The following is a 21,076-nucleotide window of genomic DNA, read 5'->3' as shown; positions in this document are numbered from 1 at the left end:
AGGGTTTATTAAGGAAAAAACGCGATATTTTCTAAGTTAATCTTAATAAAAGTAGAAGATCTTTTTATAAAGAAGAATGATAACGTTTCTTCTTATTATTCTAATTCTGTAATTTTTCTTTTTATTGACTAAATAAACATCGGAATAAGATATTCGTGTGATAAACGGTTATGATAATGGTCGCTTCAGACGGATTATTTTTAATAAAGGAACGTTATGACCTATCAAGAGCTTTATCAGTACGCTATTTTTATGCTCTCTCGCCGTGATTACGGCACCGTAGAGCTTCAACGTCGCCTAGCGCGAAGAATAAGAGAAAGTGATCGAGAAGCACAAACCGTCACTGATGAAACATGCTTACCTCAAGTGATGGAACATTTATTAGAAAATCATTATCTTGATGATAATCGTACTGTTTATGCTTTCTTTCGCAGTTATTTAAACAAATCTTATGGTCCTTTGCGTATTCGTCAAGAATTACGCGTAAAAGGTTTCCCTGGTGAAATTATTGAACGCCTCTTCGAAGAAGATGAAACTGACTGGTATACCCTTTGCCAAGAGGTTCATGAAAAAAAATTTGGTGGTGGTCAACCCAAAGATTTTAAAGAGAAAGCGAAACACATTCGTTATCTACAATACCGAGGGTTTACCTCTGACACGATTAATGCGCTGTTTTAAGTCATTAACGTAGTGTCATTGCGATATCGGCTAATTTCTTATTATTCTCTTTTTTAAAATAGACTTTTTGATGTAAGAAAATATCAAAAGGAAAAGGAGAACGAATAAACTGCACTTCATCGTTTGTAATGGTTGAAATATAATGAATATTTTCAGGCATAAAGCAGTAACCCGCCCCCTCATCAACGCAGTGCAAAACATCCGCCATTTCTGTTAAACCTAAAGTATGGTATTGATAACCTTGATTTTTTAGCTTACTAAAAATCGTTGAGAATATTGGGTTTTGTAAAGTGCTGTTTCTTTGTATCAAGGTTTCTTTGGCAAAAAATGTTTTGGTATTGGGATATTGTTCAAAGAGCTTCTTATTTACTAATAAGCCGACTTTTTGTGTGCATAAATTGATTGCGTTGATATTTTTTTGTGGATAGTCAAACTCAAGAGAAGAAATCACAAGATCAAACTCTTTATCAAAAAGTTCCTCTTTAATATCATCGATATAACCGTCTTCTAAAGACAGGCTGTATTGATTATTTTTTTGTCGGATCTCTAACAATTTTGTTTTTAAATCAGGGTAATAAAGACCATCCAATTTAATGGAGAGTGAGATTTTATCCTCATTTGAGGTCAGTATCTGATTTTCAATTTTTCTAATTTTTTCATAATAGGGATATAAACGTTCATAAAGTGTTTTTCCCGCAGGGGTAAGATCCATGCCGCTTTTGGAGCGTTTAATTAGAGACTTACCAATTTGGTTTTCGAGTTCATTAATACCGTGGCGTAGTGCGGATGGGGTAACATTGATTTGTTCCGCTGCTTTTACTAGGCTTTGACAAGTCGCAACGGCAAAGAACTGATTTATTTTTCGTGAGAAAAACATGCAGACGTTCTCCATATTTATTTGTATATATATTTAAAATGAATAATCCTCTTGAATGAAATTTTTATATTGATATTTATCAATAATCATTTTAGCGCGACTAAAAATAAAAAAAGCATAACGAATAATTTAAAAAATAACATTACCGACTAATATTGATAATAAATCAGAATATTTTTGATAAAAATAAAATCAAATGATTGATTGTATTATGCTGCCATATTTTGTTTGTTATTTACATCTCTTTTCTTGTTTTTTTTCTTATTTAGAATCGCATTTAGCCGACAAAGAATAAAAAAACTCAATAATAGGTTATAAAAAATTCAATTTTCAATTTTTATTTTCTTGATATTTTAATTTTCGAGATGAAATGATGATTCCATTCTCTTAATTTTAAATTAAATTATATTAGGAAAATATTTAATGAAAAACATTAATACACTTTTAACGAAAATGAACGCTTCTACTTCAGAAGTGATTACATTAAAAGAATTAGCACCATTGTCACTTCATGAAATTCGTGCATTAAGCGAAGAGAAATTAAGTTGGCATGAGGCAAAAATATTATATACACATGCACAAGAAGCAACAAAAATTAATAAGCTTAATGAAGCTCATCATTTAGCACGTAATAACCCACAAGTGCAAAATGCCGTGATGTTAGGTGTTCAACCACAATCAGCACAAAGCCGTGCATTAGGTGATTGGCTCCCAAATCGAGACAACCATTATGTTGATTCTAAATCGGTTGCATCGATGTTTTCACCGGCTGGTTATTTAACCGAGCTTTATCGTGAAGCAAAAGCCTTAGATGCAGAAAATTCAATTTATCATTTGGATAAACGTCGCCCTGATTTAGCGCAATTAGTGTTATCTCAAGATAATATGGATAAAGAAGTTTCTACCCTCTCTTTATCAAATCAAATTTTAACCACAGCATTGCAGAGTAAATTAGGTAGTGGTAAAGATTTATTTCAAGAGTTAGCAACAACCCGCGTAATGGGTGAAAATCCTTATCATCGACCTTATGAAACTATTCGACAAACATTATTATTACGTGATGGCTTAGTTGATAAATTGGTAAAAGCTAAAGATCATCTAGATATTTTAGATACAGAATGGATCTCAACGATTAGCTCATCTATTTCTCCTGAATTATATGCTATTTTAACAGAGGTAATCTCTGATGATAATATTGATGAACTAATAGAGAAAAATTTTGGCAATAAATATGTCAGTTTAAAAAATAATTTAAAATTCCTATCGGAATATTATTCTATTGCAGAAGAAGAAATATCACTCTTACTTAATACACTTAAATTAAATGATGAATTATCTTCAAAAGATATGTTGTTCTTAAATAAGATCATTCGCTTGCATAAAGCAACGGGGATCTCTTTTGATAATCTAATTATTTTAATTAAAACAAAAAATAATGATAATAATATTGATTCTGAGATTATCCGTTCTATTCTTCATGTGCAATATATTATGGAGAAATACAATATTAATGTTGAGCAATCTATAGTACTTAATGGTGCTAATATTAATCAATACACATTGAATAACTCTTTATCGCTATTTGATGTTTTATTTAATTCCCCTCCATTAGGTGAAAATAAATTTATTGCAGATAATAAAGCACTTGATTTTAATTCATCATCTCCAAATGACATTATACGTATTAATACCTTAAAACGCGCATTTCATGTCGATGATATTGGCATTGTCGCTATGTGGAAATTAGCTTTTGGCAAGCCAACTGAATTTACTTGTTCTATAGAAAATATATCACTTTTATATCGAGTGTATTTATTAGCAACGGTACATGATCTAGATATTTATTCTCTTTCTTTATTACTTGATATGTTACCTGAGCCTTTCAATAAACCTATTAATAAACAATCTTTATCAGATGATGCAGGTAATTTAATTTATACAATAGATAATTATTGCAAGTTTATTAAAGAGTATAAACTGAGTGTTTCAGAGCTATATTTAATGACAGCGAAGAAATATGATTTATCTTATACAAATGAAATGAAAAACATTATTGAAGAGCTAATGAATGTTAAGTTTTCTGATGATAATGAATTAACTGACCGGGAAATTATTCCGTGCTATTTGCCTATACTAGGTTATCATTTATCCTTTCCTTCTTTAAGTGTTGCCAATGCTGTATGGAAATATCTCGATAGTAATGGGACATTAAACTTATCTATTGATGATTTTAAAAACTTGGTAAACAAGGATGATAAAACATTGGATGACAAAAATAACCTTGTCACTTATATACAAATGTTATGTCAAATAATTTCTATATTTACTAAGTTAGGATTAAATGAAAACGAAATATATATATTGGGAGAAAAACGTTTACTTAATTATAAATCTGTCCTTCCTAATATCGAATCAATAAAAGATATATCTGAATTCCATCGTTTCTATTTAGATAAAATAAATAATAAAGATGAGCTAATTAACCTTTTTAGAGGTTATGGAACAGTTTCAATTTTATCAAAGGCATATGGAGTCTCTGATGCGGTAATTGAGCAAATTATCTCTTTATTAAAACTGGGTGATGAAATTAAATTTGATAATATCAAAGAAATCTCTAGCTATATTGATATGATTAAAACATTTAATATCACACCAAATAATTTTAGTCTATTAACTCAGTTAAAATTTTCTACAAGTGAGAATAAAGAAAAAGACTACTTAAATTGGGATAGAATTAGTAAAGTTTTACAAAGCGGGTTAAATGCTCAACAAGTTATTTTGCTAAAAGATAAAGTGGATGAAAAAGAAAGTGTTGTATTCAGTGCGTTTTATATTCATCAATTTAGTGAATTAAACTTATTAAATAGCGATGATATTTATAATTATTTATTAATTGACAATAAAGTTTCATCTGAAATAAAAACCACAAAGATAGAGCAAGCTATTGCAAGCATACAGTTATATATTAATGAATTTTTATCGTTGAATGAAAAAAACACTAATACACCTGTTGCTTCTCGTCAATTTTTCAGAGATTGGGATAAATACAATAAGCGTTATAGCACTTGGAGTGGTATCTCTTTATTAGCATATTATCCTGAAAACTATGTTGATCCTACAGTACGTATTGGTCAAACTAAAATGATGGATACGCTGTTACAGACGATCAGTCAAAATAGTATTAATAGTGATACTATTGATGATGCATTTAAAACATATTTAACGTCTTTTGAGCAAATAGCTAATTTAGAAGTAATTAGTGGTTATCATGATGGTGTGACATTAAAAGAAGGATACACTTATTTTATTGGTTGTAATGCATCAGAAAAAGCCAGTTATTATTGGCGTAGTGCGGATCATAGTAAAATCAAAAAAGGCGTCATGGCAGCCAATGCTTGGACAGAGTGGACTAAAATTGAGAATGGTGCGAACCCTTACAATAATTTAATTCGTCCTGTTATTTTTAATAATCGATTATATGTTGCTTGGATTGAACAGAAAGAAATTGAAAATAAAGAGTCTGAAAATAAAGAAAAAAGTACATCTACACCACTTTCTAAGCAGACAAGTTATAGTTTGAATTTATCACACATCCGTTATGATGGTACTTGGAGCACATCTGTTAATTTCCAATTGTCTGATAATATTATGGACAATAAAAAAGGTAATTTTCATTTAAGCTACGACCAAGAACTTGATAAGTTATATTTTTTAACTTATATCACCAGTGATAGTTATAAAGATGAAAATAAGGAGTATCAAGTTTATTCTATTAATAATGAAATGGTATTTTCTAATGTCTCAGATTCAAATAAGGAACATGCAAAAAACATTTATATTAATGTGAAGTCTGAATTTGATATAGCTGGTGAAGAACTTACTAAGAATATTAATAATAGTTTTGTATTAAGAGGTGAATTAGCTTACTCAATATCTCATGATCCTATCGATGATATAAAAACAACTGATTCTCAAAATGTTTCTCTATCAGGAAGTCTAATTAATGGCGTAAATGTAGAGTCTAAAAATGAAACATTATCTTGTTATCTTTCTGCTTTTATTAACTGTAATATCGATTATGGTCATCTTGCTCCTGGACCTATTCAAGATATCTTTAAAGGCTTATTAAAAGATGGCTCTATGTTAGAAGATATTGTTTATACTTCAGGTAGTGTTGGTAAATTATTAACTCTTTCTTTTAGTGGAAAAACGGATTATAGCTATTATTTAGGTTTCGATATTAAAAAGAATACAGTTTACTTTTTTATTTATGATAATGCTAAAGGTACGCTAATTAAAGGTTCAGATATTAACAATGGAGGAGATTATAATGTAGAACTGTCGTTCTTCACTAAACAGTCAAATGGTTTATTAAAATATACATCGAAAAACAATGTTGCCTTTACGCTTTCTAATGAATTGGGTAACTTCTCGTTACAAAGTTTTCTAAATAAAGAAACACCAAGATTTATTTTTTATATTTCAGGAGAAGCAACGAGTCAATTGCTTATGGGAGCATATGGGAAACAAATATCTTACCCATTAACTATTAATAAGTTAAATAAAGTTTCCTATAGCGATAAAGAAATAGTTAATGATATTAAGATAACATTATCTTCTAGCCCAGATCACAAAGTGACCTACTCTCTTGAACAATGGTCTAACGCGAATACTTCTTTAATTGAAGGTAGTAACAGCTTTAATAGTAAAAATAAAGAGCTTAAGCTTGATGTGCCTCTGAGTGAATTTAATGACAATGGTGAGTTTATATTAACTGCAAATGTAACTGCGGTTAATAAGAGCCAAAAAATTATTTCTGAAAGCCAATGTTACTTTAAAGTCAGTGAATTAGAACATATAAACGAGAGTATTATTAGCCTAAAAACAAATAAAAAGCATGCTCAATATATTTCAATGACAGTAGAAAATGAACCTGTGTTAGTGCGTTTAAATACATTATTTGCACGTCAATTAGTCAAACGTGCGAATAACGGAATTGATGCTATTTTAACGTTAAGCTCTCAGAGACTGCCAGAACCTGCTTTGGAAAAAGGCGCTGATGTACCGATGGATTTTAATGGTGCTAATGCTCTCTACTTTTGGGAACTGTTCTATTACACCCCGATGATGTTAGCCAATGTGATGTTAGAAGGACAAAATTACGATGAAGCTAGCCGTTGGTTGCGTTATGTATTTAATCCAAACGGTTATATTGATAGTGATACTCATTCTTATCGTATTTGGAATTCACAGCCATTATTAGCTAATACAGCTTGGGACAAGGAACAACTGGATTCAACTGATCCTGATGCAGTCGCGCAAACTGATCCTATGCATTATAAATTGGCTACCTTTATGAAGTGCCTTGATATTTTTGTGGCGCGGGGCGACAGCGCTTATCGCCTATTGGAGCGTGATACTTTAAATGAAGCTAAAATGTGGTATATGCAGGCGCTGAAATTATTGGGTGATGAAACTGAGTTATTAGGCAATAACGTTTGGTCAGCACCTAAATTAACCGATGCGGCATCAAAAACAGAACAGCCAACACGCGCTATCAATGAAGAAAGCGAAGAAGCGGCATCACCGCGGACAGCAAATTCATTAACATCGCTGTTTTTGCCACAAATTAATGAGAAGTTAGCGCAATATCACAACACGTTAAAAGCGCGTTTATTTAACTTACGTCACAATTTATCGATTGATGGGCAACCATTGTCGTTGCCAATGTATGCAACGCCAGTAGATCCTAAAATGTTGCAAAATACAGCAGTGAATCAATCACAAGAGAACGGTGTATTGCCAAAAGTGATGGTTCCCGTTCAGCGTTTCCCTGCTATTTTGACCAGTGCAAAATCGGCAGTAAATCAATTAATGCAGTTTGGTAACTCATTATTTAGCATAACTGAACGTCAAGATGCTCAAGCATTAGCTGAATTATTTGCCACACAAGGTAGCGAAATTATTCTGCAAAATATTAAATATCAGCAGAAAACTTTGGAAGAATTTGAATATAGCAAAAAAGCATTACAGGATCTGCGTTTAGGTACTAAAAAACGCCTTGATTATTATAGCAAATTATATAATCAGAATATTAGTACGGCAGAGCAACAAGCGATGGATCTCTATTTGAGTTCTTCTGTGCTCAATACCGCCAGCCAAGGGTTAAATATGGCTGCCGCTGCTGCAGATCTTATACCCAATATTTATGGTATGGCTGTTGGTGGCTCGCGTCTAGGCGCTATCTTTAATGCTACATCGATTGGTCTACAATTGTCTGGCTCTGCAACTCGTATTGCGGCAGACCGATTAAGTCAATCAGAGGCTTATCGTCGTCGTCGTGAAGAGTGGGGTTCATTACGTGATTCAGCACAATCTGAATTAGATCAGTTTGATGCTCAACTTGCTGCATTAGCCGTTCGCCAGCAAGCCATGAGTCTGCAATTAGATAGTGTGAAATTACAGCAACAACAAACGCAAGAGCATTTAACCTTCTTACAAAATAAATTTACCAATAAAGCGCTGTATAACTGGTTACGCGGTAAATTAATGGCGATTTATAAGCCTTTCTACGATTTAACGGTATCTCGTTGTCGTATGGCAGAGTGGGCTTATCAGTATGATTTAGGTGAAACACAAACCTTTATTCGACCTGGTGCATGGCAAGGTAATTATTCTGGTTTAATGGCGGGTGAAAGCTTAATGCATAACCTGACTCAAATGGAAAATAGCTACCTTGAAAAAGATAAACGAGTGTTGGAAATCACCAAGATTGTATCGTTGGCCGATGTGTATCAAGGTTTAGGCAGTAATAAGTTTGGCTTTGAGCAAGTGGCAGAGGTGATTAATAAATCGAAAACTCAGCTAGGTACGGCAGAAAATGGTATCACGCTGAAAAATGGTCAATTACAGGCATCGATTAAGCTCTCTGATTTAGCTATCGACAAAGATTACCCTGCTGATTTAGGTCAATTACGCCGTGTTAAACAAATTAGTGTGACATTGCCAGCGTTAACAGGCACATATCAGAATATTAGAGCTGTACTGAATTATGGCGGTAGTGCGGTGAAACCACGAGGTTGTAGTGCAATTGCGATTTCTCATGGCATGAATGACAGTGGTCAATTCCAACTGAATTTCAATGATGATCGTTATCTACCATTTGAAGGTTTACCAGTGAATGACACCAGTACACTGACTTTAAGCTTCCCTGATGCGACAGATAAGCAAAAAGAGATGTTACTGACACTGAGCGATATCATTCTCCACATTAATTACACCATTCGTTAATTATCCAAATCTTAATTAATTACAGGCTCCTTAGGGAGCCTGTCAGGAGCTTTACATGCAAAATTCAGAGAAATTGACCTTTGATGCGCCAAATTTACCCAAAGGGGGCGGCGCAGTCACGGGATTAACCGGCAATATGGGCGCTGTTGGCCCTGATGGCGCAGCCACTTTTAGCTTGCCGTTGCCCATTAGCCAAGGCCGTGGTTATGCCCCTTCTTTAGGCCTAAGTTATCAAAATCAAGCCGGTAATGGCACTTTTGGCTTTGGTTGGTCTGTGGGTGTGATGTCGATTCGTCGTCGTACTTCAAAAGGTGTGCCAACTTATACTCAATTAGATGAGTTTATTGGTGCTGATGGCGAAGTTATTGTGCCGATGATGAATAAAAAAGGTGAAGTTGAAGCAACACATCACAATGAATTATTAGGCGTAAAATTAGCCCATCAATATCAAGTGATCGCTTATCGCGCTCGTATTGAAAAAAGCTTTAGTCGTTTCGAATATTGGTCACTCAATGACAGCAAATCACCAGCGAATACGCCAACCCAATTTTGGGTAATGTATAGCGCAAATGGGGATGCACATTTATTTGGTTATGAAACCACAGCACAGATTGTAGATAGTCAAAACAGTGCGCATATCGCTCAATGGAACCTAAATGCGTCAGTTTCAGCAACCGGTGAACAAATTGAATATCACTATCGCCCTGAAGATGAACAAGGTTGTGATAAACAAGAAATTCAATCACATACCAATGCCAATACACAACGCTATTTAGACAAAGTGTATTACGGTAATTCTATCGGTGAGCGTGCTTTTTCTTGTGTCAAAACCGATAACACATTACCTAACAATGCGTTATTTACACTGGTATTTGATTACGGTGAGCGTAGTAGTGCATTAGCCACCTATCCACAGTGGCAGAGCAATTCAACATGGGCATTGCGTAAAGACTGCTTTTCACTTTTCCATTACGGTTTTGAAGTTCGTACTCGTCGTTTATGTCGCCAAGTGCTGATGTATCACCGTATTGAAAGTTTAGAAAAACAAACACCACTAGCAGAAACGCCAGAATTAGTTGCCAGATTAACGCTCACTTACGATGAGTCAGCATCAGGGACTGTTTTAGTTTCAGCACAACAATCAGCGTTTAATGATAATAAAGACACTCAATCGTTAGTGACATTACCGCCAGTAAAATTTGATTGGCAAAGGGTCGGTGCGACTCAACAAGCACAGTGGCAATCACTTGATGAACTTGCGTCATTTACGCCACAACAACCTTATCAATATGTCGATCTATTTGGCGAAGGGCTTGCGGGGGTACTTTATCAAGATAGCAGCGCTTGGTGGTATCGCGCACCGATTAGAAAAGAAGATAAGCAAAATCCTAATGCCATAACATGGGATAACGCGAAAAAGCTTCCTGTTATTCCGTCATTGCGAAATTCAGCCATACTGACCGACGTGACGGGTGATGGAAAACTGGAATGGTTAGTTACCCAAGGTGATGTGAATGGTTATTACACTCAAGATGAAACCAATGCAGAAAATTGGTTGAATTTTGTGCCACTTGATGCAATCCCTGTGGAGTATTTTCACCCGAGAGCTGAAATCACTTCATTAACAGGTAGTGGTTTTGCTGATTTAGCTTTAATTGGTCCTCGTAGTATTCGTCTTTATGCAGGCTCTGCGCAAGGCTGGAAAAAAAGTAAAGAGGTAATGCAAACAGATGGTGTGATTTTGCCGATTAAGAATATTAATCGTCGTACTTTAGTGGCATTTAGTGACGTGTTGGGTTCAGGTCAACAACATCTAATTAAAGTGGATTATCAAGGTGTAACCTGTTGGGTGCATTTAGGTGAGGGTAAATTTAGTTCACCTATTACTATTCCTGGTTTCTCTGCGGATCGCCTTAAATTTAATCCTAATCAGCTCTATTTAGCCGATTTAGATGGTAGTGGTACAACCGATATTATTTACGCCCAATCGACCCATTTAGAGGTTTATTTTAACCAAAGTGGCAATCAATTTGTGCGTGGCGATGATATCGCATTACCTAAAAATATGCGTTTTGATAGCCATTGCCAGCTACAAGTTGCCGATGTGCAAGGCCTTGGTGTTGCCAGTATTTTACTGACTAAATCATATCCTGTGCCACAGCATTGGGTGCTGTCTTTGCAAAATCAAAAACCATGGTTATTAACATCGATTAATAACAATATGGGGCTAATTCAAAATCTGCATTACCGCAGTTCAGCGCAATATTGGTTAGATGAGAAATCAACTCGCCAACAACAGAGCAAAGGCAAAGCGGTTAGCCACTTACCTTTTGCATTACATACATTGTGGAAAATCGACACAGTGGATGAGGTAACCCAAAGCCAGTTAACACAAACGTTTAATTATCGTCATGGTGTTTGGGATGGTAAAGAGAAAGAGTTTCGTGGTTTTGGTTGTGTAGAAGCCACCAATGCAGAATCCTTTAAAAGCGAAGAAAATACCACGGATAAAACACCGAGTGCGTTAACGCGTCAGTGGTTTTTAACGGGTAAATCTGTGATTGATGCCGAGTTTTATAATGAGTTTTGGCAAGGTGACAGTGCGGCATTTCCTCACTTCTCACCACGTTTTACCCAAGGTGCAGGAAGCCGAGAAAAGATCTGCGACGACTCACTACATCAACAATATACGTATTGGTTTGAGCGTGGGCTACAAGGTCAGTTACTCAGAAAAGAAGTCTATAGTTTAGACAATACCGTTGTATCCGATGTGCCTTATGCCGTTACGGAACAACGCCCACAAGTGCGTTTAATTGAAACACAAGGGCGCTCACCAGTGGTGATGCCTTCAGTGGTGGAAAATCGTACATACCATTATGAACGTATTGCCGCTGATCCGTCTTGTCATCAACAAATCACATTAGAGCAAGACGCCTATGGTGTTGTGACCAAAGCGGTTGCAATTGATTATCCAAGACGCGCTAAAGGTGCAAAAAATCCTTATCAGCATTATGAAAGCTTGCCTGAAACGTTATGGGCATCCAGTTATGACGAACAGCAACAAAACTTACGCTTAAGCTTATCGCGTCAAACATGTGATCATATTAATCCCCCTGAAAAACAGGTTTATCAACTGGGTATTACTAACGCAAGTCGTCAGGATATTTGGACATATGGAGCAGAAAAGCAGCCTAAGAATGGCTTGAATGTAGAAGCCTTACTAGCAACTGACAGTTTGTTGGCACAAAAAGCAGCTTCGGTATTTGCTGGGCAACAACAGTTTGCTTATCTGGATGCGAGTGGTAATGCGACATTAGCAGAACCCGATTTCCCTGTGCGTTTAGCGTATAGCGAAACCGCAGAATTAGACGAAGAAACCGCAAAAGCTATTTCACAACCTTATCCAGATTTAAAACTGGATGAAGTGATGAAAAACGCGGGTTATCAGCAAAAAGACTATTTATTTGCGGATACGTCAGAAAAAGGCAAAAAACTGTGGGTAAAAACGTTATTAGGCGTTAAAGCCTATGGCTCATTAGCTCAGTTTTATAAGCCACTGGTGTACAAAAAAACGACACTCTCTTGTGACTATAAGCTGTTATGGGATAAGCAATTTTGTGTATTAATGGGGAAAGAGTCCCCTTTGAGCGTACAAGATTTCCATCTTACTTATGATTGGCGTTTTTTATCACCTAATTCAATCACTGATGAAAACCACAATCTTCATCAAGTGACCTTTGATGGCTTTGGTCGTGTTACCACAACACGCTTTTCAGGTACCGAAAATGGTCAACAAAGTGGTTATAGCGATAAAAGCTTCATTATGCCGACAACCGTAGAAGATGCTTTAGCATTGACTTCGGCACTGCCTATCGCCATGGGGTTTGTGTATGTAACAGACAGTTGGATGTCAGCATCCTCAAAAATGCCACCTCATGCGCTGCAAATCATGACCGACCGTTATGACAGAGACTCACAACAGCAAATTCGCCAACAAATCACTTTTAGCGATGGTTTTGGTCGCTTATTGCAAACGTCCGTCAGAGTTGAAGCGGGCGAGTCCTTTTTGCGTAGTGAAAAAGGTGGATTAGTGGTTGATCGTACGCAACAGGCACAACAAAAAAGTACCACAACACGTTGGGCAATTTCAGGTGAAACAGAATATGACAACAAAGGAAATGTAAAGCGTGTTTATCAGCCTTATTTTCTTAATGACTGGCGTTATATTTCGGAGAGTTCATCTCAACCCAATCGTTTTGCGGATACCCATTATTACGATGCATTAGGTCGCTTATATCGAGTGAATACCGCAAAGAACTATCAGCGTAATACGATAGTGACACCGTGGTTTGTGGCTCAGGAAGATGAAAATGACACCCTAGTGTAGGTGATTTATTTTGCGGATAAATGGGGGCTACCGTTTTATCCGCTTTATTTAGGAATTTTATTATGCTGGTAGCAATCACATCTGAAAGCGATGCGCTGGCTTGGATGATTATCGGTGGATTTTCAGCCTGGGGAGGTATCGTGAGGTATTTAATGGAAATTAGACAAAAACAAATTAAGTGGTCTTGGTGTGGCATTGGTAGCCAGATCGTGATTTCAGTGTTTACAGGATTATTAGGCGGATTATTAAGTTTTGAAAGTGGTGCAAGTCGCTATATGTCTTACATGATTGCAGGGCTTTTTGGATCAATGGGGAGCACGACATTGATTTGGCTATGGAATCGTATTTTTGGCATGAACAATCTTAAGGAGCCTAAATGAATACCTATACATTAAGTCAACGTAGTCAAAATAATTTAAACGACGTACATCAAGATTTAGTACGTATTGTTTATCTGGCTCTGACATTCAGTGAATACGATTTTGTGGTGATTGAAGGAGTGCGTTCATTGATTCGACAAAAAGAGTTGATGAAAGAAGGTAAAAGCAAAACCCTCAATAGCCGACATTTAACGGGTCATGCCGTGGATATTGTCCCGTTAGTGAATGGTGTTATTCCTTGGCAAGATTGGTCAGCGTTTGAATCAGTATCAAAAGCGATGAAGAAAGCCGCTTATCAATTAGGTATTTCAATTAATTGGGGCGGAGATTGGGTGTCGTTTCGTGATGGACCTCATTACGAATTATGTCGCGGAGCATATCCATGAATATGAGTGCTTTTTTACGTTTAGGTATTAAAGGGGGGATAGCGATCATGATTGTTGTTGCTTTATTAGTACTTCGCTATCAATACAACCAAATTAATCGACTTTCAGAGCAAAACAGTCAGCTTGAATATCAACAACGCACATTGCAATCACAATTAATTCAATGGCACAAGCAAGCAGAAAAAGTCTCTGAAACACTTACGCACCAACAAGAGGAACAACGTTATTTAGAGGAAGAAAATCATGCTATACGTCAAGAGTTACGGCAGCTTTTGGCTCAAGCGCCTTGTGCTAATGAGCCTGTGCCTAATGCTGTTATCCAGCTGCAACAAAGCACCCTCAACCGTCGTGGAAGCGCCCAATAAGTTTGTACCCACACACTTGCTACAGCCGTGTTCTGCACCATTTTTTAATGTGCAAGTGTGGGGGGATTATCCCGATTATGTGGCGCGGTTATTGTTGATATTAGAGAAATGTAATACCGATAAAAAAGCGATCGCAGAAATATTAGCAGCCAAAAGTCAGCAAGTCAGCTCAGTGCTTACGAGCTAATTTATAAAAGAAAGCAAATTAAGGAATTAAAAAGATGTTAAACCAACAATTACACACAAGCACCCCAACCGTGGTGGTGCTTGATAATCGCGGATCAACAATTCGTGAAATTAATTATTGCCGTCATCCTGACACAATTAATAAAACCGATGAGCGTATTACGCGTCACCATTATCATGCGCGCGGCTATTTAGAACGCAGTATTGATGCAAGATTGTATAAAACACAACAATCAGACTCAACTATTCAAGCGAATATTCAGCAAGTGGTGAGTTTAGGCGGATTATTGTCTGCAACTAAAAGTGTAGATAGTGGTAATAGTGTCAATATCAGTGATATTGAAAACAAAAAAGTGATGGATATTAATGGGTTGGGGCTAGTGACGGAATATCACTATACAAAGCCAGAGTTTGTTTCACAACTTATGGCGATTATGGAGTCTTCCCCGACGTCCAAACAGATATTAAAAGAGCGTTTTACTTGGGGTGGGGCTGATAATAAAAATATTGCCAATAACTCCGTCGGTAAATGTACTCATCATGACTTTCTTGCTGGAAGAACAGAATATGGTGCTTATGCCTTAACAGGGCAACATTTAATTGAATTACGGTTTATCACTGCGAATACCGTTAAAACACCCGCACATTCTCAATATCAAACGCGCAATATTTATGATGCTACAGGTCAGTTATTAAAACAAATTGATGCTGCCGGGCATGAGCGTGAATGGAAATACGATAGAGCGGGTTTTTTAAAACAAAGTAGTGTGCAATTACAAAGCGATAAAAAACAACTCGTGATTAAAGCGATCGATTACTCGGCAGCAGGGCAAAAATTACGTGTAGAGCACGGTAATGGATTAGTCACCACTTATGAATACGAGCCTGAAACTCAGCGCTTGCTGCATGTCAAAACCCAGCGTCCTCAAGAGCATGTTTTGGGTGCGAAGATAATGCAAGATCTGCGTTATGAGTACGATCCGGTCGGCAATATTATCTGTCTGAAAAATGATGCTGAAGCCACTCGCTACTGGCGTAACCAGAAAATAGTGCCTGAAAATCGTTATGTGTATGACTCTCTGTATCAATTAGTGAGTGCCACAGGGCGTGAATCTGCCAATCAAAAAACACCCGCTTCAATGCAATCTCAATCAGTCACTACATTAGTGAAAGATGCACAAAGTTATACCAATTATACGCGTTTATACGCTTATGATCGTGGGGGTAATTTAACGCAAATTCGCCATAACTCTGCTATTGCACAACAAAGTTTTACCCAAAATATCAGTGTCTCCAATAAAACCAATCGGGCATTACTTGAAACACAACAGGTGGCTATCGAACAGATTGATCAGCAATTTGATGCTTTAGGTAATCAGAAATATTTATCAACGGGCGATGCATTGCAGTGGGATCTTCGCGGTACATTGGCACAAGTGAATAAGAGCGGGAATTCAGAACACTATGTTTATGCAAGCGCATCTCAACGATTAATAAAACAACAGGTACAGAGATTATCAGGACGGCAGATTATCACGGAAACTCACTATTTACCGAATTTAGAAATATGGCAATCAACGGAAGGGGGGCATCTTACCGAACATCGAGAGGTGGTTGATATAACAGGAAATGTAAGAGCCTTATGTTGGAAAGTGGGTTTCCCAAAAGGGATCAAGAATAACCAACTGCGTTATAGCTATGATGATGGTGTGGGTAACAGTGGATTAGAAACCGATGGTCAAGGGCAATTAGTCAGTTATGAAGAGTATTACCCTTATGGGGGTACCGCGATTTGGTTTAGCCAAAATGCAGTAGAAGCCAATTACAAAACTATTCGTTATTCAGGCAAAGAAAAAGACGCTACGGGGCTTTATTACTACGGTTATCGTTATTATCAACCGTGGATTGGTCGTTGGCTAAGCGCCGATCCGGCAGGTACGGTGGATGGGCTGAATTTATACCGCATGGTGCGTAATAACTCTGTGACATTGCGTGATCCTGATGGGCGAATGCCTAGTAGCAGCTTTTCTCTTTTCTTTTCATCAGATGATACGAAACTACAAAAGGGATCTATTACTCCTCTACGAAATCGTGGATTATTTGTGGGGAGTAATAACGAGAGTGCTGAGGCGACATTGCCATTCGTCATTAATCGATTTGATTCGGTTGGGCATAATCCCGTAGTAAGAGAGTACAGTCCGCAATTATTACAAGAAGGAGGTAATTTTTACAATGCTGTTCATATTTTCTATGGCTCTAAGGTTACGTCCAACGAATACGGTTCTGGAACAATAGGAACTTATTGGGGGCATAAAACACTTTCTGATAATCTTACCGCCATTAAAGTTATGAGTGGTATGTCTGGCAGTGTAGGTATTAGCATTCGGTTGAATGATATTAAGGAGGGGAAACCATTAGTGATCACTTCAGGAGCTTTGAGTGGCTGTACAATGCTATACGCTGTAGATAAAGAGAAATTCTATGCGTTACATACTGGACAAAGACCTGGTGATAATAACTGGAAAACGGGGATTCAGGGAGTGAAAACAGCACAAACCAGCCTTAATGCCTTATCAGGTAAGAATTTATCGGTATCAGGGGATCACAATAATGACTTGATTGGTACATTAAGTGAGTTTGAAAATTCGGCAATAACTTATCTTGGGAAACAAGGCACGAAGATCGATCATGTCCAAGAAAATGTCGCTGCATTTGATTATAATCTTGAAGCTAAGTTGCCTAGTTTCTCCGGCAGGGCTGGTTATAGTTATGCTCTATTGGCCAAGAATTCAGGAAAAGTTAATGTGAAAGTATTGTCGGAAGATGTGACTATCGATATGAAGACGAACAAAATTAGTGTTCTTAACTCAATGAAAACTCGTTTACATTAATACATCGCAATTACAGAATGACATCAATTACGACTGTATATTGCTATATTGTAATCACGTTAAAACATATCCCAAAATATACAACCCAGTGAGACAGTATTTCTGTCTTATTTGGGTTGTTTTTATTTTATATCGATGATTTTATTTCTTTTAATAAAATATAAAAAAGTAATGAAAATAATTTAATTTATTATTTTTATTATTGATAGTCATTTAATAAATATTAAATAACAGTGTTAGTTCCATTTTAATATTAAATTAAATCGCGATATTGCTCACAGTCCTTAATAAATGGATATTCAATTATCTATTTTCGACTAATATCTAATGTGATTGATGCAATCATTATATTTAAAAATATTTATTAATAATTATTGAGGATTTATTATGAAGAAAAATAAACTTATGGTATTTACTGCAACATTATTATTATCATCAGCTAGTTTTATTTCAACAGCATCAGAGGATGTCACATTAAAACATGGCTATATTGATAAACCACCAAGCCGTGCAGTGTTATGCAGAACTACAATTCCTAATAGTAATAATATAAAATTTAATAAAAATTGTGGTCCTGTAGAATATGAGCCTCAATCAGTTGAAGGACTTAAAGGCTTTCCTAAAGATGGACCTGAAAATGGTAAAATTGCCAGTGGTGGAAATGAAGCATTTTCTGCATTAAATGAGCAGAGTGCTGATCGCTGGCATAAAGTCGCAATGAAAAGTGGAGAAAACACCTTTAAATGGACATTAACTGCGAGACACAGTACCGCATCATGGCGGTTTTTTATTACTAAACAAAATTGGGATGTAAATAAACCGCTTACCCGAGATGATTTCGATTTAAAGCCTTTTTGCCAGAGATTTGATAATGGTAAAATACCCACGGCAACAGTAGAATTAAATTGTAATATACCAGAACGTTCAGGTTATCAGGTTATTTTAGGGGTTTGGGATATTGCGGATACGAAAAATGCTTTTTATCAAGTGATTGATGCTGAATTTAAAGAATAATCAATTTAATTTAATGCAAATAATTATTTAATATCAATAGTAGTATTGTTTTTAATACTGTTTATTTTAAAGTATAAATAAATTCTTAATCTAAATTTAAAATTTAGATGAGAGATTATATTTTGTATTAAATAAAAAATATAACTATTTATTATCGTTATTTAATTAATGGCGCCTTGATATAGGCGCTATTTTCATTAAATCGACTAGAAATCCACCGCTCACAATGTTATTTTCTATGTTATATCTATAATTATTTAGCTTAAACCAACATCATTGAGGTGCGATTATGGAAATCTATTTAGATACAGCGGATATTGAAGAAGTTAGAAAACTCTCTCAAGTTCTTCCTATTGCGGGTGTGACTACCAATCCTTCCATTATTGCTAAATCTGCACAAAATATTGAAACCCTATTACCTGAATTAAAAGCCGCCATGGGGGGTAAAGGTCGTATATTTGCACAGGTCATTGCCAATGATGTCGATACGATGATTGAAGAAGCCTTACGTATTGGTAATATCGCAGATAATACGGTAATTAAAATACCCGTTACTGAAGCGGGTTTAGTCGCCATTAAACAATTAAAACAGAAAAATATGCTGGTATTAGGCACGGCAATTTATAGTGTTTCCCAAGGGTTAATGGCAGCATTAGCAGGCGCTGATTATATTGCCCCTTATGTTCATCGTATGGATAGACAAGGTTCTGATGGAGTCAGAGTAGTAAAAGAGTTACAAACGCTGATCACCATGCATAATTTACCCACAAAAATCCTAGCTGCGAGTTTTAAAACGCCACGCCAAGTGGTTGATTGTTTATTAGCCGGGGCTTCGTCGGTGACATTACCGATAGAGCTTGCTTACTCAATTATCCGTTCACCAGTAGTGGATGATGCAGTAAATAGATTTGCTGACGATTGGCAAACTGCATTTGATCGTCGTTTTTTATAATCAAATTAATAATATAAGATTAAGTGCTATATCGCTATATACCGCAATATGGCACTTTATTTATCAATTTCGGTATATGTCGATATTTATCTTCACTTTTACTAATGTATTAATAACTAGGTTAATATAGCTTAAAATAAACGAATATTGATTTACATCTAATAATAAGCCACCTTTCTGGCAATCTAAATTTAGATCTATTATTATAATGTTAGTCTATAAATGGATTATTAATACAATCTATTCTGTTTTTTGTTTTGTTGTTAAAAATGGCTTTTATATCAATAAATTATTGTTAGTTACTTAAAGTGTTTTTTATATTTTAATATTTTATTAATTTTTTGTTTTTTACTCGGTTTAATTGTTATTACTTTGGATTTAATAACAAAATAATAAATTGTGACGGGCGTGTTAATTAAAGAGTTTGGTTGTTAAAAATAAACTAATATTATATTGATGGGGTAGTTAACTTACCTAATTAACAGGGAAAACCGATACTCCGCGGTGCAATGATAATTAACATATTCAGTTATTATCTTTATTTAGCGATAAATAAAACTTTATTTGTGATACTGGAGTAAATATGTGTGAAGAATACATGAATAAGCCACTCTATCTGTCCATTGCTGATTGGGTTCAAGAGCAAGAACGCTGGGTAAGCGCAAAAGAGATTGCTAAGAAATTCGATATTCCTCAATGCAATGCGATTAATATCGTCTCTTACATTCTTTCTGATGTAAAAGAAATTGAGTGTGAAACAAAAAGCGTGCCTAACCAGCTTGAAGGTAGAGGCTGTCAATGCCAACGCATGATCAAAGTGAGTCATATTGATCCTCAGCTTTATTCTCGCATAAAAGGTCATGTTCAAGGCAAAAGTAGTCAAAGCTCACCTGAAAAATTAGCAACGATGATCCCTCATGGATTAAATCATGAGCAAAAATGGCAATGGATGTTGTCAAAATCGCAACGTCGCTAATCTGAGAAATTGCGTTTTACTCAAATCGAATAAATACGACAGGCGTTATTGACGCCTGTCGCCATCTGTGACTAACCTTTTGGCTTAACGTCTGTTGTGCCACGTAAACGTGGGCGATTAAGTTCGGGCGCTGTTAACGGTGTTGTTTCTACCAAGCTTTTGCGACAACGTACCGCTAAATCTTGGTATTCACGGGTGTTCATCCGTTTCCACTCCATATCTTGATCGGTAATATCACGCACATGTTTTGCAGGGCTTCCTATTAACATTTGTCGCGGTTGTCCTTGAAAGCCCGCTTTTACAAAGCTCATGGCGGCAACAATACTTTCCTCACCAATGACGGCACCATCCATAATCACGCTATTCATGCCAACTAAGCTGTCACGCCCGATAATACAACTGTGAAGGATCGCACCATGCCCAATATGTCCGTTTTCTCTCACAATGGTGTCCATATCGGTATAACCGTGCATGATACAGCCGTCTTGAAGATTTGCGCCTGCTTCAACAATTAAGCGACCATAGTCACCTCTTAGTGAGGCTAAAGGGCCGATATAAACGCCAGCGCCAATAATCACATCACCAATTAGTACAGCAGATGGATGAATATAAGCTGTTGGATGAACCACAGGAACAAGACCTTCAAATGCGTAGATACTCATCAGTTTTCCTCTTTGTTGTATTATCGAGTTGT

The 21,076-nt window shown here is 36.2% G+C and carries 13 protein-coding genes; 11 read left to right on the top strand and 2 right to left on the bottom strand.

The window, feature by feature from the left end; genetic code table 11:
- The first annotated feature begins 216 nt into the window (after positions 1-216).
- Positions 217-678: a regulatory protein RecX gene (locus QQS39_RS16425; protein WP_285804960.1), complete on the top strand. Its 462-nt coding sequence runs from the start codon at positions 217-219 to the stop codon at positions 676-678.
- 4 nt (positions 679-682) lie between these two features.
- Here QQS39_RS16425 and QQS39_RS16420 read toward each other — a convergent pair whose 3' ends face one another.
- The gene (locus QQS39_RS16420) at positions 683-1,555 is read right to left on the bottom strand and encodes a LysR family transcriptional regulator (protein ID WP_285804959.1); all 873 of its coding nucleotides are present in this window, start codon (positions 1,553-1,555) and stop codon (positions 683-685) included.
- 423 nt (positions 1,556-1,978) lie between these two features.
- Between QQS39_RS16420 and QQS39_RS16415 the strand changes: the two genes are divergently transcribed.
- The 10 genes from QQS39_RS16415 (at position 1,979) to caiF (ending at position 20,382) form a co-directional block, all read left to right on the top strand.
- Positions 1,979-8,845: a Tc toxin subunit A-related protein gene (locus tag QQS39_RS16415; protein ID WP_285804958.1), complete on the top strand. Its 6,867-nt coding sequence runs from the start codon at positions 1,979-1,981 to the stop codon at positions 8,843-8,845.
- A gap of 55 nt (positions 8,846-8,900) precedes the next feature.
- Positions 8,901-13,232: a SpvB/TcaC N-terminal domain-containing protein gene (locus tag QQS39_RS16410; RefSeq protein ID WP_285804957.1), complete on the top strand. Its 4,332-nt coding sequence runs from the start codon at positions 8,901-8,903 to the stop codon at positions 13,230-13,232.
- A 62-nt stretch (positions 13,233-13,294) separates the two neighbouring features.
- Positions 13,295-13,612, top strand: coding sequence for a phage holin family protein (locus QQS39_RS16405; RefSeq protein WP_285804956.1), 318 nt, complete (start codon positions 13,295-13,297; stop codon positions 13,610-13,612).
- A complete protein-coding gene (locus QQS39_RS16400) occupies positions 13,609-13,998 on the top strand; it encodes a M15 family metallopeptidase (protein ID WP_109373280.1) in 390 nt (129 codons plus the stop codon). Before QQS39_RS16405 ends, QQS39_RS16400 begins: the two co-directional genes overlap by 4 nt.
- Positions 13,995-14,363 carry a hypothetical protein gene (locus QQS39_RS16395; RefSeq protein ID WP_285804955.1) on the top strand — a complete coding sequence of 123 codons (369 nt, stop codon included), beginning with the start codon at positions 13,995-13,997 and terminating at the stop codon, positions 14,361-14,363. The genes QQS39_RS16400 and QQS39_RS16395 overlap by 4 nt, the downstream gene beginning before the upstream one ends.
- Complete coding sequence (gene lysC, locus QQS39_RS18745; RefSeq protein WP_432711545.1) at positions 14,293-14,550, top strand: Rz1-like lysis system protein LysC; 258 nt, start codon at positions 14,293-14,295, stop codon at positions 14,548-14,550. Before QQS39_RS16395 ends, lysC begins: the two co-directional genes overlap by 71 nt.
- A gap of 34 nt (positions 14,551-14,584) precedes the next feature.
- Positions 14,585-17,440, top strand: a complete 2,856-nt coding sequence (locus tag QQS39_RS16390) for a cytotoxic necrotizing factor Rho-activating domain-containing protein (protein WP_285804954.1) — start codon at positions 14,585-14,587, stop codon at positions 17,438-17,440.
- A 387-nt stretch (positions 17,441-17,827) separates the two neighbouring features.
- Complete coding sequence (locus QQS39_RS16385) at positions 17,828-18,454, top strand: lytic polysaccharide monooxygenase (RefSeq protein WP_285804953.1); 627 nt, start codon at positions 17,828-17,830, stop codon at positions 18,452-18,454.
- Between the two features lie 289 nt (positions 18,455-18,743).
- Complete coding sequence (gene fsa, locus QQS39_RS16380; protein WP_151436172.1) at positions 18,744-19,406, top strand: fructose-6-phosphate aldolase; 663 nt, start codon at positions 18,744-18,746, stop codon at positions 19,404-19,406.
- Positions 19,407-19,989: 583 nt separating this feature from the next.
- A complete protein-coding gene (gene caiF / locus QQS39_RS16375; protein WP_023582988.1) occupies positions 19,990-20,382 on the top strand; it encodes a carnitine metabolism transcriptional regulator CaiF in 393 nt (130 codons plus the stop codon).
- Between the two features lie 71 nt (positions 20,383-20,453).
- On the opposite strand, the gene caiE is transcribed toward caiF, so the two are convergent.
- On the bottom strand, positions 20,454-21,044 hold the full coding sequence (gene caiE, locus QQS39_RS16370; RefSeq protein WP_151436171.1) for a carnitine operon protein CaiE: 591 nt from the start codon (positions 21,042-21,044) through the stop codon (positions 20,454-20,456).
- Positions 21,045-21,076: the final 32 nt, after the last annotated feature.

This window comes from Proteus appendicitidis (assembly GCF_030271835.1).
GTDB lineage: Bacteria > Pseudomonadota > Gammaproteobacteria > Enterobacterales > Enterobacteriaceae > Proteus > Proteus appendicitidis.
This window is presented reverse-complemented; position numbering and strand designations above follow the sequence as displayed.

Excerpts from the sequence above, each read along its gene's own strand:
- QQS39_RS16410 (WP_285804957.1), top strand. The coding sequence starts at position 8,901 with ATGCAAAATTCAGAGAAATTGACCTTTGATGCGCCAAATTTACCCAAA.
- QQS39_RS16395 (WP_285804955.1), top strand. The coding sequence starts at position 13,995 with ATGAATATGAGTGCTTTTTTACGTTTAGGTATTAAAGGGGGGATAGCG.
- QQS39_RS16405 (WP_285804956.1), top strand. The coding sequence starts at position 13,295 with ATGCTGGTAGCAATCACATCTGAAAGCGATGCGCTGGCTTGGATGATT.
- QQS39_RS16390 (WP_285804954.1), top strand. The coding sequence starts at position 14,585 with ATGTTAAACCAACAATTACACACAAGCACCCCAACCGTGGTGGTGCTT.
- caiE (WP_151436171.1), bottom strand. The coding sequence starts at position 21,044 with ATGAGTATCTACGCATTTGAAGGTCTTGTTCCTGTGGTTCATCCAACA.
- lysC (WP_432711545.1), top strand. The coding sequence starts at position 14,293 with ATGAGCCTGTGCCTAATGCTGTTATCCAGCTGCAACAAAGCACCCTCA.
- QQS39_RS16385 (WP_285804953.1), top strand. The coding sequence starts at position 17,828 with ATGAAGAAAAATAAACTTATGGTATTTACTGCAACATTATTATTATCA.
- QQS39_RS16420 (WP_285804959.1), bottom strand. The coding sequence starts at position 1,555 with ATGTTTTTCTCACGAAAAATAAATCAGTTCTTTGCCGTTGCGACTTGT.
- caiF (WP_023582988.1), top strand. The coding sequence starts at position 19,990 with ATGTGTGAAGAATACATGAATAAGCCACTCTATCTGTCCATTGCTGAT.
- fsa (WP_151436172.1), top strand. The coding sequence starts at position 18,744 with ATGGAAATCTATTTAGATACAGCGGATATTGAAGAAGTTAGAAAACTC.
- QQS39_RS16415 (WP_285804958.1), top strand. The coding sequence starts at position 1,979 with ATGAAAAACATTAATACACTTTTAACGAAAATGAACGCTTCTACTTCA.
- QQS39_RS16425 (WP_285804960.1), top strand. The coding sequence starts at position 217 with ATGACCTATCAAGAGCTTTATCAGTACGCTATTTTTATGCTCTCTCGC.
- QQS39_RS16400 (WP_109373280.1), top strand. The coding sequence starts at position 13,609 with ATGAATACCTATACATTAAGTCAACGTAGTCAAAATAATTTAAACGAC.